The following is a 19,485-nucleotide window of genomic DNA, read 5'->3' on the forward strand; positions in this document are numbered from 1 at the left end:
AAACGTCGGAAAAATCATATTTTTCAGCAACTCCAAAGAGGATAAAACCTTCTCTTCTCTTTTCACCCGCAGTTGTCCACTTTTCGCTGACGATCTACAAGCTCTTTTGCAAATATTAAATTGTCTTTTCCACCTAAACCCTCTAAAGCCTGAGCTAAGTTGTTTTGACTCGTTGCTATGATTTCTGGTAAATGATTGAGGTTTTCTGTATTGAATTTTAGCACTTTCTCCAGTAGTCCTTTAGAGCGCAATAAATTATTCCTACCGCCTAATGACTTCATTATCAACGCAAGACCACTTAGGAAAGAAAAGTATATTGGCTCTTTACAATCTGACAGATAATCTACAAGTTGTTGAGCATAGGGCAGCCACTTAAACTTATCAATGATATCATCTTTTTCTAATTCTGGTTTAAGAAGCTCCGTCAATCGATCTACCAGATGCTCCGCATCCTCCCAACGCGTCTCATTATTCTTCTCAAGCACCAATGCCTGCACTACTGAACTTAGGCGATAAGTCTTATTGGTTCCACCTATCCAACCTTTATGGTACAAGCTCTTTAAGATACTACGAAATGCCTTCTTATCATCCGGTGCCAGTAGTTCAATCAGAAACGGCATTGTGTAGCTCTGCGCGGGCAGCAAAGCTAGGTTCACTAGTAAGTAGCGCTGCTCCTCAGTGAGCTTGGAAAAGTCATAGAGGATGTCCAAGATCTCATCGGTAGTGGCCGCTGGCTTTCTTACATAGTCTGTGTACCTGGTCTGAATGCTGAAGCTATTCTCTCCCAGGTATAGGCCCTGGCTTTCCAGCTGATGCAGAAAGTCTACAAGGGTCACACCCAGCTCAGCGGCTTCGCTCAGGTTCTTAGCAAAGATCTCCACCAGCAACGTGTGGTAGTTGATTGCTCGTAGCAGGCGGTCAACTAGCGTATCAAAATCTGGACTCTCCTCCTGGTAGTAACGTAGGAATAGCTCTTTGGCTCTATCGGGTGGCAGGTGCATGATGGGCAGCTCCTGCTGCATTTCCAGTACCCCCTGACAGCGGCTGGTGATGAGCACGTGCCAGTGAAAGCCTTCGAACTCCCGGCGGAACTGCCGGATGTCTTCTTCGTCGTTAGCGTTGTCGAGCACCAGCAAAAATCCATCATGAACCTTTAGGAGCGCCTGTTTAAGCGCAAGTAGTTGCTGCGGCTCGTCCAGCCCTATGAGCTCTACTTCTAGCTGGGGAGCCAGCTCTTTGAGAGCCGATAGGATACCGTTCTCACAAAAGATCCAGGCCTGGTACTGATAGTCGTAGCGGCTTTCATTCCAGTAGCGAGCTGCTAAGGTTGTTTTGCCAATGCCTCCTTCGGCATTAATGAGCATCAACTTGCCGCTGTCTTTAAGCCGCTCCCGGATCGTCTTCAGCTCTTCTTCTCTCCCTATAAAGATGGTCGGCTCTTCGGCCCCTCTTAAGCTTAACATTTGAGCGGGTTCACCGTAGGTTAATGTATCTTGTTCGAACAGACCCTCCAGGCTTCGCTTGAAGCGGTTTTCTAGCTCGGCGTAATGCTCAAACGGGCTCTGAAACTGTTCCTGCCCTGGTTGACGTAGCTGATCAAGAAAAGCCTGCTTGCTTTCTTTCTCCCAATCTAGTGGGTCACGGGTAGGTGGAGCTGTTTTTTCGTAGACGTACAAGCGGGGCCAGCCTGTCTCTTTGTAAAGAGCATAAGCCAGATCAAACTCCTGCCAGGTGTACTTGCCCATCTTGGTCCAGAATAACACCACGCAGAGCTGACACTTTCTCAGGTACTCGTTGTAGTCTTCCTGTTTGCAGGTGGTATTGAAGGCATCATCCATATCCTCCCATACCTCTAGACGTAGGCGGACTTTTTTTTTGATTAGCCGGTCGTTTTCGCGGTTGATGAAATCCCTAAATAGGATGCGTTCGTGTTTTAGCTCGTAAGAAGAAGCCAGGAATATAGAGTAGGTTTTCATTTTCTGGTGTGGCTATGGCGGGTAGACTAAAACTAAGCATAATTATTTATAGATCAATGAGTAACCAATTTACTTGCCGTATGATAGAATCTATCAGTTTCTATTGCTTGTATGGTAGCTACTTCCTATCATTGACTTTATGAAATTAGATTGGAGAAGGATAAGCTGTGATGGATGTAATTAATGATAAGTACTCATTAAAGTCTTACTGCTGCTTGTTTACACTTACCTATCTACGTAAAGAGCTCCTTAATAAAGCATTTAGAGGTATGACCTGTATCCGTAAGATATAATCGTATTTTATAAATATATTCATTTAAATCTAAGGCTTATGAGCTTTATAAAGTGGGTATTGGTCTCTGGAACAGGGAGGCAGTCGGGTTTACCAACTCATGTGGCCATGCTTGCGGAAGAGTTAGGCCGCTCCCTCGCAGAACAAGGCTATGGGTTAGTAGTAGGTGGTTGGCCAGGTGTAGATTATCTAGCCGCAAAAGGTTTCGCTGCGGGATTAAAAGCTAAACAACTACCACTTTCTGATTACCTCATTCAAGTAGTTGCAAGAGATAGACCTGCTTATTATCCTGCCAATGCAAGTTATCCAGATTTTGAAGGGGGGTATTTAATTACTGTTTCAAATGGAGTTCGGGAATGGATTGAAGCCATCAAGTATGCAGATGCAGTTGTAATTGTAGGAGGAGAAGGGGGGGCAGGTGAAACTTATTTATATGCTAGCCAGGAGCAAAGGCCTGTGTTTCCATTACTCGGCAGTGGCGGAGATGCCACTTTTGTATACAATGATTGCGTACATAAGTGGGAACTTCTACCATACAGTGGCTTCTCCAAAGCCGAATTCATCGAAGCGCTATATAAACCTGTTGAAGACTCTTTCCAAGCCAAGGAGCTAGTCAGTGACTTACTCAAGCTCATCAAGGTGCAGCTCACGGATAAACCTCAATCTACGAATCAATTATTTATAAGTTATGCTCATGAAGACCGACAATGGCTTGTAAAGCTCCGAAATGCACTTAGGCCATTGGAGAAAATCACTGGACTTATAATTTGGGATGATTGGCAGCTACAACCAGGAGATATTTTCAAGGATGAAATACAGTTAGCCATGCAACAGACGCGTATTGCCATCCTGCTGGTAAGTGATGCTTATTTCGAGTCCTCATTCATACAAGAAAATGAATTACCTGTATTACTTGATCTGAGTAATAGAGGTTTAATAAAGTTGTACTGGCTTCAGATTGGAGGTGAGTTATGGAGAAAATCGCCATTAGCTCATTTATTAACAATACACGATCCAGAAATATCATTATCTTTACTTTCTCCTGCTGAGCAACAAGATTACTTAATCTTGTTAAGAAGAAGCATCGCTGTCACTTTACAATAATTGTAATATTCAAATATTGGTGTGTAATGAATGTACCATCTTCCTACTCTGATACTTAATAATTTATTCATAGATTCTGATAGTTCCTCTAATACTCATAACATCAAATGTGAAAATCTGCCAAAATGATGTCAGCCGATTTTACCAATAAGCTTCGGGATAAACTTAACTCTTTTGATAAACCGGGTGCTGCTACTCTTTGTGAAGAGCTCATTACACAGCTTTATCAAACAGATAAGCCATTTCCGGCACAAGAAGCAGAACAAGTTCTGCAACTACTTCGCAACAAACGTTATTTTAGTTTAATGCAGCAGGTAGCTGATGCATTAATACAGACTGGTCAGGGAACCTTTCGTATTCGTCGGCAATATATTCAGTCCTTGCTTGATCAGAATAATCTGACCGCTGCTTTGGCTTTATTGAGTCAGTTGATTTCTGATACTAGCAATGCACCTGCCCTTGATTCAAAAGCAGCTAAGGAAAATATCGAAGCAAAAGGTCTACTAGGGCGAGCTTACAAGCAGTTGTACGTAAACGCCAAAAATCCAGCGACTTTACAAAATCAGCAATTTCTCAAGCAGGCTATCTTGGCATATTCAAGTGTGTATACCACAGCACCTGACACTCATCTCTGGCATGGTATCAATATTGTCGCTTTGCATCAACGAGCTGAAAGAGATGGTGTAAAATTAGCAGGGTTATCTGATGCTACTGCAATAGCTGAGGATATCTTAACAGAATTGGAAGAACGTCATATATCTAAAGCTGTTTACTATTGGGATTACGCTACTGCCGCTGAAGCCTGCCTTGCATTAGATAGGTTTTCGGAAGCTTTAGAATGGATTGGCCGGTACGTCCACTCTGAAAGGGTAGATGCTTTTGAGATTGTAAGTACCCTTCGACAACTAACAGAAGTGTGGCAACTTAGTATTGAGTCGGATCCTGGCAATGAGATCTTACCTCTTCTTCAGTCAGAGTTGCTTAGCCGGGAGGGCGGGAAAATTAGTATGACTCAGCAGGAGTGGCGGGAACAAAAGCAGGATGAATCTTCGGTCAGTTCGACCTATGAAAGAGTGTTCGGCAATACCGGTTATAATACTTACCGTTGGTACATGACCGGCGCTGCCAGGTGTTTGTGCGTAGCCCGTATTGGAATAGATGCTACTCAAGGCTTTGGAACTGGCTTCCTATTAAAAGGCAGTGATCTTAGTCCTGTGCTAAACGATGATCTAGTACTTCTAACTAATGCTCATGTTGTTAGTGACGATAAGCACGTGACTAACTGCCTTCGTTCACACCAAACCATTATAACATTCGAAAGCCTTAACTCACAGGAAGAATTTAGGATTGGTAAGATTTTGTGGTCGTCCAGGCCCGATCAGTTAGATACAACAGTAATTAGTTTTGCGGATAAAGATCTGCCTAGGCTGAGAGAACTAACTAAGCATATTGAATGCTACCCAATTGCATCAGAAATACCAGAGATCAATGATACACAGCGGCTGTATATTGTAGGACATCCCAAAGGCGGCACCTTACAGATTTCACTCCAGGACAACTTGTTGCTCGATCATAAATCTCCAAAAATTCACTATCGTACGCCAACTGATCCGGGTAGTTCAGGAAGCCCGGTTTTTGATAATCAATGGAGGTTGGTTGGTATTCACCACGCAGGAAGTGACCGAATGCCCCGGCTTCACGGACAGCCTGGTACTTATCCAGCCAACGAAGGTATATGGATAGGTGCTATACAGGAAGCATTAAAAATGACTGTAGATAGTAGTACCTCTTAAGTACTTATGAAGGGTTCATAATTCGTAGTATGACAAATATATATTAGCGGTAGGCCTTTACAAACCAATACCATTTGTCGCTACTTTATATCTCATAGTTAATAATTCGTCTCCTATAAGGATATATAATGTTATGAATACTACCAATCAACTCTGCATCATTTTCATAATGCCAAATTTGCTGATGTCTAAACATGAACGGACGCTTACTACCAGACGGTAGAGAAGAAGCTACTAGATGTAAATTCACGTCAGCCCCCAAAGCAATGCCTGCTTCTACACAGGTATTCAAATTATCATTTGATATATCTGCTATCACAGCAAACGCATTTTTAATTTGTTGTGTGATACTATTCTGAATATTGGGTTCCCGTATTCTCTCTCCTATATTACATGGCATAGCTGTTACATGTTCTATTAATCGTCTAATAACCTGATTACGTACAGAGTTATTTTTATCGAAATTAGTAGCAAAAAATACATAATGAGGTTTAGCTGGCCCTTGCCACAAGTCAGAAAGTTCATCAGCCGCAAACTTTAATCTTTTAGTAATCAAATTGTCTGTATCTAATTCAGATAAATTTATACGTATCAAGTCTATAGCTTTGCTATATAAGTCATCTGATATTTCAACTCCATCTTCACAAACGACTAGGTAAGGCAGGCTCATCGATCTAGCTAATTCTATCTCTTTCAACATGTATTTCGATGTCTGACCAGCTCCTCTATTAGGTAATATTGCTACGAGCCCTCCACAACTTGATATTATTTCTTCAACGCGGTTGCCCTCTTTGAAACCCTTTTGATCTTCAGAATCGCCAATGAGCCTAAAACCACAATCGGCTAATTTCCTGCAGACAAAATTGGGCAAGTTTTGTTCATGCTCTCTCCAAGAGCGGCTAATATATACATCCCGTACCTTGGTTAGCTCTAGCTCATAGTTTTGTAAGTAAAGCGCCAATAGAAGCTGATTAGAAGTTTCAGCATCTAGATTCTTATTAATCAGGTTGATTCGTTTAAATGGATTTAAGGAAGATGGAACAGCACATTCTTCTAAAATTATAGGGATTATTTTAAATTTTTTGTTTGAATAATTATACTGATCATGAGCGATACTATACTCAAGTTCCACCCAATTTGATTCAACCGACTTTTTTGTAAGAAAAATTAAAATAGATCGACATTCTTGTATAGCCTTTCCTATCTCTGACAAAATTACGTTTGACGCACTCATAGATATTGTATCATACCAAACTGAAAGGCCCGCCTTTTCACGAAGCCAGACTTGAATAGCGTCAACTTGTGCTTTATCAGCGTGAGCGTGACTTAAGAAAGCATGATAAGGTCGTTTGTGAATAGGCAGCATGAAGGTCTGTTTTAAGGCATTTTAAACTTTATGTAATTCTTCTTCTACTTTACTCATCCATGAATAAACCTCTTCCCCTCTTCGTTCTCTGGATTCCCGTATCAGGCGAAGGTTACGTGCGGTCGTCTCAGGCTCAAAGGGCTCACGAATGTTAGCTAAAGCATCGCTCAGATATTGGCTCGCAGTCACTTCATCTTGTCTTAAAACGGCTAGCTCAAGTAGGGTTGCATAGTCCCAATAATCGGGTGAACCACCGGATAGCCTTCGCTCAACAGCATAGGAAACAACAGGAAGTATTTTAAAGAGACGTTCGTCGGAAGTATCTTTTAATGACATAAGCGTGCAGGCATTCACACCGGGGTAAGCATCCCTCCAATCTGTTTCGAAGCCTTGTAAGTATGCATTAATTGCTTTTTCTAACTCACCACGAGCGCGTACCAAGCTACCATCCTTAACTAGTCGCTCCCAGCGGTCTTTGTAGATACGGCCTAAAATTCCATACGTTTCGCTGCTTGCGCCCCTTTTTTTTAACAACTCCTTGGTAACCGATTCAGCTTTTTCATCTTGCCCGTTACGATTAAGAGCTAATGCATATTGTTCCTGCACCATTACAGTATCTTGTAGCAATCGGGGCATTCGTTCGAAAAATCTGACCATATCTGGCCATGCCTTTACTGCACGGTATGATAAAAACAGATCAATAACAACGCCTGTTTCAAGGTCTGTCAAATCACCTAATCTATTTTCAATACCTCTTATAGCTTCAAGTCCTGCTCGACGAGCATCGGCTAAGTTGCTTTTGAGCTGCTGAGAATAAGCAACCTGCTCGCGAAAAACATCCGTTTTGAGCCGAGCTATGTCTAACCCCTTCATGCCTTCGAGTATTTGAAATAGGGGAGCACCCGCATCATAGCCACCGCCATCGAGTAATTGAAACAGCGGACTATCGGCAGCCCGGTCTCGTGCGGCCCTTAGTCGTTTGGCCAAGGCCAATTTTGTCCCGTCATCCTTAGCTGGCACGCCGGCAGCAGTAAGCGTATAAGGCATAGCACGTAATAAAGCGACATCGAAGGGTAATCTTGATCCTTCCGCGAAGATCATAACGGTGCTCCACGGGCGAACAGCATGCCGAATACCCAATTCATAAAATACATTAGCATTGGCCGTTGTCAAATCAGCGACAGCGTATTCACAAAGAATCAGCCGCTCAAACATAGGTTTGTGTATGACACCACCCGTCATTTCTTCATCGGCCCGTAATGGCTCTAAACCAGCTTCGCGAATCGTCGGGGCAATAAGTTCATTGTAGACCTTATCAAAGTCAATTATTGTACCAGATGCATCATGTTTCTGGCCAAAGGGCATGAGTACAAAACAGAGAGGGTTCATGAATCAGTTCTTTATAATGTGATTTATAAAACACAAAAAAATAAAGCGCAAAAAGGCACGACATAAATATTTAAGTTGTACAATTTAGTAGCTACATTACCGTAAGATTCCATATTTATTGAGCGTATTATTGTCTATCTGCCATATCGGTCGTGAGACTTCTGTTCTATTACGGAATTCTATTATTTTTTTTTCATCTAATAGAAAAAATTCCCAGCCACTACTGCCGAAAACAACAATATATCCTTGGTTATTTGGTGTTGAAGAGTGAAAGATGCTTCTTTTTATCTCGGAGTCTAGCCATATGGAAATAGGCGACGACGAGGATCTTACAAAATATCCTGTTCCTCTGGTACTTACCTGCCATTCTGCTATATCGAATGAATTATAAAATTTTTTTTTAACTGAGTAAGATCTATCATGTCCTAATTGCTTTAATGTCTCTTGGGATGGAGGTATTAACTTTTCGCCTTTCATAGACCAAGCTCTTATCTTAGTAGAGTCATCATTCAAAAGAATAATTCTTTTAAAATACTTGTCGAAAAATGCTTTTCCAAGAAAAGCGCTACCTTCTTCTGCCTTCACATCTAAAATAACTAAATTTAATTTCCAAAGCTTTATACAATCGGTTGAATGCGTTAGCATAGTTGAGTCATCATTGAACTCAATAGTCTCTATATGGGACTTATGACCATTTAAATGTCTAAGTTTTGTGCCATTTATATCGAAAACTTCAACGCCATACCTATTGCCGAATTTAGCGCCTAAACCAACTTTGTTACCCTTTAAGTTAAAAGCTATACGACCTGTGTACTTTACGCTATCCGAATCATTATTTAAAAATTTACGGATTGGCTTAGATGCGAGTTGCCACAATCTTGCTGTTTGGTCATGACTTGATACTGATAAGATAGCTTTATTATCTTTTGTCCAAGCCAAGTATTTAGATCCATTTACATACTGGTTACTGCTATGCCCTAACATTCTATACAAATTGTCACCTTCAAGGTCTCTGACCTCAACTGTACCATTGACTATTGAAAAACTAATCCAAGTATTATCATAGGAAAAAGCTACATCATCAATCTCCTCTCCAATAATTATATCTTTAATGTAGTTTATGATATTAGAATCTTCATCTATAATATATAGATGACTTGTACCATCACTTGAAGTAGTAATCAAATATCGTCCATTGTGCGAGATATTAATTAAATTAACATTTGATTTATGGCTTTTTAGTCGTTTTAACAGAGTGGGGCCTTGCCATACCTCAACTCCGCGTCCATTTGAGACTACCAACCATTTTCCTGACTTTAAGAACTTAGCATTTGGGTAATCATACCCGGATTCTACAGGTATAGAATATTTTAGATTCCCATAAAAATCCCAAACGTTATATTGGTTACATTGATAGCATATTGTGATAAACGTTTTATTTGATGATATATCTAAGATGTATCTATAAGTTGGATACAAATCTTTATTTAAATTGAAAGTAGTTCTTTTCCCATCTATAAGGTCCCAGAGGTCCACCCTGCCAGATTTTTTCCTTCTATTTCCAGGGTATATCGCATATCTTCCATCTGATGAAATTTTTGGATCTTCGAGACCTTTCATAAAGACCATATTTGATAAACGTTTATCATATAAAGTGTCATCGCTTTCAATGGAAGGAATAACTCTGATATTTCTTGTTAGCTCATTACCTGAAAAGTTCCATAAGTGTACCCGTCCTTTATTCGTCCAAGTTAAGATGCTGTCCCGAACGAATCTAACACCAACTACATTTTCATCTCCGTGATTTAGTACTATATTTTTCCCTTTGTTCAAATTGACTAATTCAACATTTTGTTCGGATGAAGAGTATACTACCAAAAATAAATTTCCGTTGGGATGTATATCGGCACATCTTATGTCTTTATATAAGTGGCTATATAAAGCGTTATTACTATTATAGTTTCTAATAAGTACACTAATGGCAATGGGATTAACTTTTTTTTTCAAAGATATTTCAGCTAATCTAAAACTAAGCGTAGGGTCTCTATCAATCTCGTTAAGAGCTAACTGACCAATATTTAAAGCCTGCGCCTCATTCCATGTTATGTTATAAAGTTCTTGAGATTTTGTTAGCTGCTTCTGCTTAGTCTCCAGACTTACATTAAGAGTATCCAGCTTATTCTGTGCCGTTAATAAACTAGCTTCCCTAGCTTTAAGTGTAGTATCTATTTCAAATAGTTTAAGTGCTTGAGCCGATGAGTCGTTTCTTATTATTTGTATTTGTTCTTGAGCCTTGGCGATTTCGATAAACAAATCATTAAGTTTGATGGAGGCCCATCCAATACCTCCTCCTATACAAATAGTTATCAAGCCCAAAATAATTAGGAATAGTGTCCATGTACGCATGAAGCCACTTGATTTTGCAACCTCCTCTACTACTGATTTAGAGGGAGCAGCATTTACAAGTGCTTCTATTGTCTCTGGTTCATAAACATAATCGTTAAGTCGCTTCCACTCCTCTGGCATTGATGGTATCTTACTAAGTGCTTGGTCAACGTTAATCGATATTATTCTTGAGAAAGGGCGCCGGTACCATTTGTCGATTCTTTCACTGAAGTATGCCTGAACTTCGTCGTAAACATTTTTTGATTTATATACTTCTGGAGAAGCCACTAGTACAAATGAGCGTGCTTTACATGCAATACGTTTGAACTTTTCTATTGATGTGCCTGAGTCCTCATCTGATTCATCTAAGAAAGCTGTTAGCCCTCTGTTTGTTAACTGGCTATATAGTTCTTCAGCATATTCGCGCGATTCAGCATGGCGATATGATATGAAGGCATCATAACCACTTATTTGAGTTATGATACGTTTTAATAGCCTGTTTTTCATAATCTATATCACATTGAATAGTTAAACACTTTAAACTTTAAATCATTTTGGATAAAAGATCAATTAATGTTAGGCTATAAATTATTTTGAAGTGTATCAAAATCTTTAAGTATACCAAACCTCAATGGTGTTACAGCTTCTATAGCAGCTACACTTACCTGGTATTTTTCTGGATTAAAATCTTGTATACGTTCAATAGGAGTGAACCTTTCATTTGGCTGCAATGTATACTGATCCATTAGATATGCGTATGCGAATAAATGACGGGAGTCATTCTCATCACTTACAACCGCAATCATCCAGAAAGATTGCGGAATTCTTCTGCCTCTATATTCTATATCCGTTATGCGGTTAACTGGTCCTGCAAACACACTTACATGCTTGGACTCTGGCCGAAGTTCTGAGATAACGTAGTTTTCTAGTGCATACCAATTATTTTGGTTAAAGTTTTGATGTTGAGGTATGGTGTTCGAATAAAAGAATGTTGAGAGGGCAGCTTGTGTGGCTTCCAGGCTGTCGCCCCACATAACTGCCCTTCGTGGAACCATATGTCCACGATCCCAGTCATTAGATCTGTATAGATCAGAATCAGTTTGTAAAGATTTTGGAATACGATCGTCCACCATCCACTTATCATTACGTTTAAAACTTATAAATTTTTCTCGATCAATGTTATAGGCTGTATATAAAGGCATTGCTCTGCGCTCATCCATTACAAGAGAGTAATGAATATAATCAAAAACTTTACCATCAAGTAAATCGCCAGCGCTTATCTGATTGGTAACTACAGGTAGAGGAATCTCTATCTTACCAATAAACTTTGTATTATAAGGGATTATAGTGTCAAATGGGTAAGTAGAACTAGGCTCCTCAGTGTCAACTACGTTAGTAGAGATAGGCTCCATAGTGGTTGAACTTTTATCAAGCTTGTTTAGGAAAGTAAAAGCTACAATGCTGGCAACTACTATAAAACCTCCAATACCAACAATTTTTGTGTTTTGCGATAAGCGACTCCAGTACTTGATTAGATTAAAGCGGACATGAAGATCGATTACTTTTATTAGATCTTGTAAATCGTCACGGAAATCAGGGTCAGGACGTACGGAGCAGGCATTGTTATATATTAATGGTTGAAGTGAAGCTGGTAAACTTGCTTTTGATGGTATACTTGCACCAACAACTAAAACTGGAATTACAAGGATCATCGGCGTTGCTAGTGCTGTTTCAATCTCTACTCTTACATAATCCTCCGGGTCGTCAAGCCGCCTTTTTCCTTGATCATCCTTGGTATCAAGCCAATGTCGTCCAATTATTACCAACATCACTTTGCTGTTCAAAATAGTAGACTTAACGTGTGTTCTAAAATCTACTCCTGGCGTCATAGAATCTACATCTTTGAAAACATTCCGGTTACTATACCTGCGTATCAAATGGTCATAAATACGTTCAGTAGTATCTGGAGCATCTGACCTACGGTAAGAAATAAATACTTTACTCATGAACTAAGTATCATAAAGGGCTTACCAGCCAATCGAAATCTGCTTGTGTGAATATACCTCTGTCTATTCGCTCTTTTATGTCATTGCTTATGGCTTCTTGATGAACTAGTGCCAATGACTCTGCTTCAGGAGTTGTCTGGTTAAGATCATCCTTATCTGAAACTAATGGCAACGAACATCCACCACTTCTGATAAGATCACTCACTGCCTGAATAGCAGCCGGATCTCGGGGGATGAGCGCATGAACGGAGTTCACTTTATAGTTATCTCTGCCAGGTAGGACCGCTGATTTTCCGGGTACAGTACCATCGCCCACTACGTTTGCCGGTCCGGCTATTACTCCTCCATTCTGCGAGAGCAGTGATCCTACTGTCCCATGAGCAAGTGACACAATACCAGTTGCACGGGTTAATAGTGGGCTCTCCCGAAGTAGGTTTTTCAGATATTGGCTCTGCACCAGCCAGTTTTGAAGCGGTACAATCTGGTCGGGCCAGAAAGCCTGCTTATACACAATTGATGCATCAGGAAACAGTTCTGGATCGGGAAGCATATCTAACAGGCCAGGCATCGTTCGTGCCATTTGCCTGAGATCTGTTATATTATCATTTCTGGATACCAAAGCCAATTTACGAACGAAGGGATAAGTACCCAGTACGGTCTCAATAGGAGCATAGCTGCCCCGGATGGGAGAGCCCAAAAGAAATACCTGTCCAATACGGTCACGCCAGTTGGTATGCCGCTGTGCATACAGTGCTGCCACTAAGCCGCCCATTGAATGGGCTACTATTACCAGAGGGCGACGTAAATTGCGTTCGAGTTGTAGATTTTCAATATATAGATGCAGCCTATCCGCACTATGAGTAATGCTCTTGCGCCAGTCAAAAGCAAATGGGTGAACTACAAATCCTTGTTGGCGCCACGTACGTGCGGCCCGATCATATACATATCTGATGTGCTCATCTGCCAACAGGTGAGAGCCTGGTTGATTATCAGTGAAGCCGTCATTAGCTAAGGTTAGCTTTTCGGCAACGTTTCCAACCAAAAATGATAACGGGTTCAGCCATACGCGGCTGGTTAAGCCCCCACTATTACTTAAATGACTCCCCGTAATTCCGTGGAGAAAAAGAATTTCTGGTAAGTTTGGATCAACTTTGGGCCTGAATATACTTTCAGCAATTGGACTTGCGGCTTCTAATGGCGGAAACGTTTCACAAGCAGGTTTATTGCCGATTAAGTCTTGGATCAGAGCATTGGCTTCTTCTTCATGTAAGGTCCGGTACAGTAAGGCTCTGGTCTCCTCCGGATCACGTAGAAGAGCCGCCGTCAGTTCATCATTAGAGGTACGTTCGAACCAGTCAGCAACGGCAGGTAGCTTAGCTGTTTCAGATGCAGAGATGTCAGGTAAAGGTTGTGGACTGGGCGGAGCTGTGGGAGTAGGATTTGCTGGCACTTCAGTTAATGTATCCCATATTTTTAGCCAACCTGGTGGCACAAAATCAGCACGACGGCCTGGACCGTCAAACAGTACCCCCTTCATCCTATCATCACAAGCTAGTTGCCAGGACGGAACAGCATAATTCGCTTTTAGATATCGCCCCGCAAAATGTAAACCCAGTACCTTGCCTGTCTCCAGATCTAGTACCAGGGAGCCAGAGTTGCCACCCAGTGTAGAGCTATCATGTGTCAAAGCCTCTACTTCGTTACCAAACGATTTAACAACTTCATGGCTCATGAGCGTACCAGGAAGCAAGCGCTTCTTTCCGTATACTCTCCTAAAGATCTTGTGTTGTAGATCGAAGTCATTTCGGTAATCGAGCATGGGATAACCGATGACTACAACAGCTCTTCCCTGAATAACAGATGGGGCATCGCTTGCTAAAGTCAGAGCTTGCTGGTGAAGACCTTCTACCCTAAGTAAAGCCGCATCCCAGTAGGGATGAATCAGCTTTGTCTCTTTTATTCTTAGGAGTTTTGGCTCTCCTGGTAGTACCTCCTGTTTAAAATCAACAGCTGTACCAATGTCCTGCCTGAACACTAGTTGCTTGGTACCTATACCTTTGGTGAATAACTCGGCTACATGTCGGTTTGTCAATAATAGATCCTCTCCAACAACAAAGCAAGTGCCGCCGTAGGGAATTGAAGGGGAATTAGGTAGATCAACTCTACCAACCGATCGGATTGCCTGCTCAATAACAGGTTTATAGTTGACCAGCAGCTCCCAGGGAGAAGGGTAATCCTGAAAACTATCATTAATGATGTCAATGCAGGGGCGAAACTGAGGCAGAATAATTGCCTCAGCGAAATTCATTTCTTCGTCAGTAAGCTCGTCACCACGATTTACTTTCTCAAGACTTTCCAACCCCAGATCCATTTCCTGATTACTACCAATGACTTTATCTAGGATAATTTCTGTTTTATCCTTGAACGAAATCACTTCCAATTCGGAATCTCTTTCAAACGATTCAAGTCCTTCAGTAAAAGATTCTGTCCCGAACTCGGAGACCTTAGGTACAAGCACTGGTTGCATAGCCTGACGGAGCATAGCCGCTACGCGCTCTTTATGATCGGGCATACTTAAAGATGGGCTATATAGAGGGAAACGCTATTGACTATTACTTAAAAGATAATGTTTTGTGGACGCTCAACTATTCGAATATCCACACTCTCATTTATACCTGAACCGATAGGGTCAAACTCTCTCAGATCACCAAAATCAAGGTCTGTGAGAGCCTCTACTTGCGCAATAGAAATCTGATAAGTTCGGTATGCTCCATACACAAATTCCAGATTATTAATCATATCAGCCTGGCTTAGTAAATAAGCTGTTGCTGAGAGTTTCTTAGTTTGATTATTAATCAGCACAGCGACCTTCCAAAACTCGCGAGGTATCCTAGCTGAACGGTATGGTATATCATCAGCCCGGAAGACAGGACCGGTAAATACAGACACTTTGAAGTCATGAGCATCTGCATTATCCAGGATATAATCTTCCAAATCATTCCAAGTACGCTGATTCAAGTCCTTATGCTGTGGACAGGAATTAGTATAGTGAAAAGTATCGTCATTTGCGATGGTAGCCTCTTCTACGGTACCCCAAACTGGGTCTAGCCTTCGCACCATGTGGCCTCTATCTAAATCATTATTGGCATATAGCTCATTACCAAATTGTGCCTGCTGATTAATACGAGGATCTTTAAACCATTTATCTGATCGTGGGATACGGCGTAGTTGTCGACCATCAATATTGACCGCAGTGAAAAATGGCATACGCCTCCTCCGGTTCATAACAACAGAAAAGTGCATGTATTTGAGTTCATGTGATATGGAACCGTTCGTCGGAGTGCTGACTATGGCCGCATCCTTCTCTAAAACAGCAGATAGCTTGGGTAAGGGAACATGAAATTGTTCATCGGTATCTAGAAAGTCAGGTCGATAACCTTCCCTACCACTATAATTTATTGTTCTTTCAAGAACATCGTCTTCCACTTCAAAGCCATCCAACGACTCATGTACTTGTTCCTGAGGAGGATGAATAGTAGGTTTAGATAGCCCATTTTGAGTTGTAATGGGCATAATCTCAAGTGTAACATTAATACGAATAGGTACATGCACCTGCATGTGATTACCTTCTCCTTGATTACTAGATAGAGGTTGATCAACTAAGGTGTAGTCTTTTGAGATAACGCGGGAACCATTTGAAGTTACACTAGAGCTCATAGGGATTAATCTTTATATGGTGGAATAATTGCCAGGTGTGTAACTTAAAAGTAAAAAGCTATTTACTTAATCCAAATTAAATTTATCTAACGGTCTGAGGAATAGTCGAATCCTGTTTCAGTTATTTAGGGGACTAGTGAAAGGAGGGCAGAATATAAAAAGGACTACCTTTGCTAGGCTATATGTAAAGACGCTAATTATTGGTAGTAACTTATCACTAATGGTGAGTCCAAAGTATTCAAATAGAGGGAGGAGCCTCCTTCTAATCTACAGGAGAATCTAGTTTTGATTTAATCTTCACCAACAAAAAAATAATGGAAAGGGGCGGGCTGTGGAAGCACAATATCCAAGCGCAGACATAATACTTCACCCTGGTAGATAACTACACCTTGGCGGCAGCCATACTGTTGGGTAAGGATGAAGTGATATAAAGCATTTTGCCTTACTATAAAATAAAAGCTCTCGCACGTCAGGAGGACGTGTACTGCTACAATGACCGTCTTTACATTCAGGCCAATCTCATTGACGCATATGACCTACTTATAGAATTCATAGCTAAACACCTGCCTGATTCCTTTTATCTGGAAGGCAATCAACGTGGCAGTTTGAAAAGCAAGATATTCCCGGAGGTAGTTGCTAATTTGATTGTACATCGGAAGTATACCAGCGCCTATCGAATCCAAGAAGGCTTCATTATAAGGATAAAGCGCCATGTACAAAAAGTAAGAAAAGGGTTAATATAAGAAGGCATATCATTAGATAGCCTTATAAGCAGATTACTTTCTGTTATTTTTCAACCCATTGCTGAAAAAACTTTTTGAGTTCTGCTTCCAGCTCTGGAGTCATCTTTTTTTCTACATTACACTTTGATACCTCTTTTTGAAGAGTACCAACTGTGGTATTATCGAAGGAAGTGTAGTGCTTTAAAAGCATGGCTATAGCCAAGTGACTACCCCTGAAGCCATATACCGGCGGTGTTGAATTGTCCATATGACTGATTAGATACTTAAATAGCACGATTAAAGCTTCCCTCTGGCTTGTTTGTATTCTGTCGAGAAGGTGAGACTGGTCCAGAATAGGTGATTGGGGGATCATTTGTCCCTCTATCCACTTCAGACACTCTTTATAAGTAATTACCAAATCGGTAGATGACTTGTGTTTCTCAATTCTGGCGGAGAGCTCATGCTGGAAAAATTCAAGAAATTCATCCCGTGACGGATATTGCCCCAAATGGTACTTCATACAGTTAATGGCCTCTCCTACGGATGGCAAGGTAATCAGTAGGTTGAAGATATCATTCTCGTACCGCTGTTTTGTAGGCTTATTTGGAAAGCATAAATGATAAGGGTGATGCGTCTCTCCAACTTCATACACAAAATAGGGCTTGATGGGTAATCCCTGTTTCTTCCTGCCGAATATCATTTCCTGAACTCTACGTAATTCAGAGTATTCAGATTTAAATTCGTTTTTCTCCTCCATAGCTCACTGTTCTTTAAATCGCTCTTTCCAAATGTCTGAAAGCTGACGAGCATATTGTCGTTTGGTTACTTTGATATAGGTCAGAAATGCTTTTTCGGTCCGGTGGCCAGTAATAGCCATGATGGTATACGTGGGTGTGCCTGCCAGGTACTCATTGGTCGCAAAGGATCGTCTGGCGGTATGGCAGGTAATGAGCTCAAATTTGCTAACCTTCTTTTGGGTCCGGGTCATTCCTTTCTTCTTAAACAACGCTACATTCTCACTGAGGTTTGCCAGTTCACCGATTTCCTTCAGGTACTCGTTCATTTTCTGGTTGGAGATGCTGGGTGGCAGGCAATTGCTCGTCTTGCCCATATACTTTTCCATGATCTTGCTTACCACCGGGTGAATAGGTATTTCCAGGTACTCTTCCGTTTTAACCGTCTTTGTTTTGAAGTACTTAAAATCTGGTGAAATGTTCTCCGCCCGAATGGACGTAAGGTCTGAGAATCGAAGCCCGGTGAAACAACCTACAATGAATAAATCCCGTACCTTCTCCAACCGGGGTTCAGAGGAAAGGTCTAGTTTCAGCAGCAGTTGTATCTCTTCCTCATTCAGGTAAATCGAATCTACCTGTTTACGGGGCGTCGAAAAGCGTCGGCTCTTATACTCCAGGCTACTGTTTTCCTTCCGCTCGGTGGCCTCATTCAGGAAGAACTTCAGGATGCCGGTATGCTTGTTCTGGGTATTGTCATTGTATTCTTTCACCTCGACCATAAACTTCTTCAGGTCATGGTATAAGTCCAGCGTGACGTCATCAAATTGAATGGAAGTCTTGAAGTTTGCCTCCTGGAACTCGGTAAGCATTTTCAGATGGGATCTGTACGTCCGGATGGTATTGGCATTTTTAAAGGCCTGTACAGACTGAATGTACTTATCTATAAAGTCAAGCAGTCCTGATTTCGTTTTGGAGGGGGGAGCCGACTCATACTTATCTACCCGGATTTCCCGTTCAAATAGCGGTTTTAAATCGGTCGGGGTAATGGGTAGGTTATGAAAGAGGCGCTGCTGGTAGATTTTCTGTACTTCATTTCTCCACTTCTCCAGATTGGCATTCAGCTCAGAGTAGCCTTCATGGCTGGCTCTTACCTTCTGATTTTTAGAGTCCCATGATTTAGGCTTTATAAACAGGTTGGTTGAGATAACAACCTGCACTGTTCCGTATCGGAAATAAAGGGAGAGTAAGGAGGTACCATTGGGCTTAGGCTTTTTGAGGTAGTACTTGACAGAGGCCATTAAATAAGTCACTTAGTTTATACAAAACTATCTCATCTCTATCGGTTTACAAAATAGCTTACACAATATTCCTTATGTAGGTAGTATATTACTTGATCCTATTTAATATATTTGTCTATTATAACGCTGAAAACAAAGATTAATAAAAGAAGGAGAAGAAATATGAATGCCAAAGGTTCGATTCCGTCCATCACCACCACAACAGATAGCCCCTTGATTCGTACGAATTAAGGGGCTTGTTGCTTTAGTCGTCAAGAGTAAAGCCCTCTTCTTTTCCAGTTATATCACCTACTCTACTACCTACGAAAGCAAGTACTTATTGTGTTAGCTCCCTGAGCTAAGGGAGACTAGTATGCTGTTGGGGCCTTCATACAGGTGGAAGCAGGAGCTATGAATCGAAGCCTCAGGCCTATCTGGTGGCTAACAAACACAATAACTTACCATCTGATAACTTTAGTTTGTAGCTGTATGTCGCCTTCTATATAATTGAGTAACTTTTGATATCTCACCTGACATAGCATAATGTTTGGGTTTGGTACAGATACGAGGATATAGTACTATCAGCCTACAGATGTTTCTGTAGGCTGATTATTTTTGATACTACTCAGCTATATAATTCTTGTAATGATATCTAAAGTAGTATTCTTTATTATTACTATTTACTGTGACTTATTTAACAATTATAGCTGTACTGGCCAATTAC

At 41.0% G+C, this 19,485-nt stretch carries 11 protein-coding genes; 2 read left to right on the forward strand and 9 right to left on the reverse strand.

Annotated elements, in window-relative coordinates; all coding sequences use genetic code 11:
• Window positions 1-62 precede the first annotated feature (62 nt).
• The gene (locus tag JTN23_RS24255; RefSeq protein WP_247237706.1) at window positions 63-1,976 is read right to left on the reverse strand and encodes an NB-ARC domain-containing protein; all 1,914 of its coding nucleotides are present in this window, start codon (window positions 1,974-1,976) and stop codon (window positions 63-65) included.
• A gap of 400 nt (window positions 1,977-2,376) precedes the next feature.
• Between JTN23_RS24255 and JTN23_RS24260 the strand changes: the two genes are divergently transcribed.
• A complete protein-coding gene (locus JTN23_RS24260; protein WP_247237707.1) occupies window positions 2,377-3,372 on the forward strand; it encodes a TIR domain-containing protein in 996 nt (331 codons plus the stop codon).
• A gap of 125 nt (window positions 3,373-3,497) precedes the next feature.
• Window positions 3,498-5,165 (forward strand): serine protease, encoded by a 1,668-nt coding sequence (locus JTN23_RS24265; RefSeq protein WP_247237708.1) that lies wholly within the window; start codon window positions 3,498-3,500, stop codon window positions 5,163-5,165.
• Between the two features lie 85 nt (window positions 5,166-5,250).
• On the opposite strand, the gene JTN23_RS24270 is transcribed toward JTN23_RS24265, so the two are convergent.
• The 8 genes from JTN23_RS24270 to JTN23_RS24305 form a co-directional block, all read right to left on the reverse strand.
• Window positions 5,251-6,531, reverse strand: a complete 1,281-nt coding sequence (locus tag JTN23_RS24270; RefSeq protein ID WP_247237709.1) for a toll/interleukin-1 receptor domain-containing protein — start codon at window positions 6,529-6,531, stop codon at window positions 5,251-5,253.
• Window positions 6,532-6,552: 21 nt separating this feature from the next.
• Complete coding sequence (locus JTN23_RS24275; protein WP_247237710.1) at window positions 6,553-7,896, reverse strand: TRAFs-binding domain-containing protein; 1,344 nt, start codon at window positions 7,894-7,896, stop codon at window positions 6,553-6,555.
• A gap of 120 nt (window positions 7,897-8,016) precedes the next feature.
• Window positions 8,017-10,812, reverse strand: coding sequence for a TIR domain-containing protein (locus tag JTN23_RS24280; protein ID WP_247237711.1), 2,796 nt, complete (start codon window positions 10,810-10,812; stop codon window positions 8,017-8,019).
• Window positions 10,813-10,886: 74 nt separating this feature from the next.
• Entirely contained in the window at window positions 10,887-12,311 is a 1,425-nt protein-coding gene (locus JTN23_RS24285) for a DNA/RNA non-specific endonuclease (RefSeq protein ID WP_247237712.1), read from the reverse strand.
• A gap of 10 nt (window positions 12,312-12,321) precedes the next feature.
• Window positions 12,322-14,838, reverse strand: a complete 2,517-nt coding sequence (locus tag JTN23_RS24290; RefSeq protein WP_247237713.1) for an alpha/beta fold hydrolase — start codon at window positions 14,836-14,838, stop codon at window positions 12,322-12,324.
• An 89-nt stretch (window positions 14,839-14,927) separates the two neighbouring features.
• Window positions 14,928-16,028, reverse strand: coding sequence for a DNA/RNA non-specific endonuclease (locus tag JTN23_RS24295; RefSeq protein ID WP_247237714.1), 1,101 nt, complete (start codon window positions 16,026-16,028; stop codon window positions 14,928-14,930).
• 786 nt (window positions 16,029-16,814) lie between these two features.
• Complete coding sequence (locus JTN23_RS24300) at window positions 16,815-17,507, reverse strand: hypothetical protein (protein ID WP_247237715.1); 693 nt, start codon at window positions 17,505-17,507, stop codon at window positions 16,815-16,817.
• A gap of 3 nt (window positions 17,508-17,510) precedes the next feature.
• Window positions 17,511-18,782, reverse strand: coding sequence for a site-specific integrase (locus tag JTN23_RS24305; protein ID WP_247237716.1), 1,272 nt, complete (start codon window positions 18,780-18,782; stop codon window positions 17,511-17,513).
• Window positions 18,783-19,485 lie beyond the last annotated feature (703 nt).

It is taken from the genome of Telluribacter roseus (genome assembly GCF_017355915.2).
In the GTDB taxonomy this organism is placed as follows: domain Bacteria; phylum Bacteroidota; class Bacteroidia; order Cytophagales; family Spirosomataceae; genus Telluribacter.

What these genes read in the sequence shown, in the direction of transcription:
- JTN23_RS24255 (WP_247237706.1), bottom strand. Translation starts at nt 1,976, where the DNA reads ATGAAAACCTACTCTATATTCCTGGCTTCTTCTTACGAGCTAAAACAC.
- JTN23_RS24260 (WP_247237707.1), top strand. Translation starts at nt 2,377, where the DNA reads ATGCTTGCGGAAGAGTTAGGCCGCTCCCTCGCAGAACAAGGCTATGGG.
- JTN23_RS24265 (WP_247237708.1), top strand. Translation starts at nt 3,498, where the DNA reads ATGATGTCAGCCGATTTTACCAATAAGCTTCGGGATAAACTTAACTCT.
- JTN23_RS24270 (WP_247237709.1), bottom strand. Translation starts at nt 6,531, where the DNA reads ATGCTGCCTATTCACAAACGACCTTATCATGCTTTCTTAAGTCACGCT.
- JTN23_RS24275 (WP_247237710.1), bottom strand. Translation starts at nt 7,896, where the DNA reads ATGCCCTTTGGCCAGAAACATGATGCATCTGGTACAATAATTGACTTT.
- JTN23_RS24280 (WP_247237711.1), bottom strand. Translation starts at nt 10,812, where the DNA reads ATGAAAAACAGGCTATTAAAACGTATCATAACTCAAATAAGTGGTTAT.
- JTN23_RS24285 (WP_247237712.1), bottom strand. Translation starts at nt 12,311, where the DNA reads ATGAGTAAAGTATTTATTTCTTACCGTAGGTCAGATGCTCCAGATACT.
- JTN23_RS24290 (WP_247237713.1), bottom strand. Translation starts at nt 14,838, where the DNA reads ATGCAACCAGTGCTTGTACCTAAGGTCTCCGAGTTCGGGACAGAATCT.
- JTN23_RS24295 (WP_247237714.1), bottom strand. Translation starts at nt 16,028, where the DNA reads ATGAGCTCTAGTGTAACTTCAAATGGTTCCCGCGTTATCTCAAAAGAC.
- JTN23_RS24300 (WP_247237715.1), bottom strand. Translation starts at nt 17,507, where the DNA reads ATGGAGGAGAAAAACGAATTTAAATCTGAATACTCTGAATTACGTAGA.
- JTN23_RS24305 (WP_247237716.1), bottom strand. Translation starts at nt 18,782, where the DNA reads ATGGCCTCTGTCAAGTACTACCTCAAAAAGCCTAAGCCCAATGGTACC.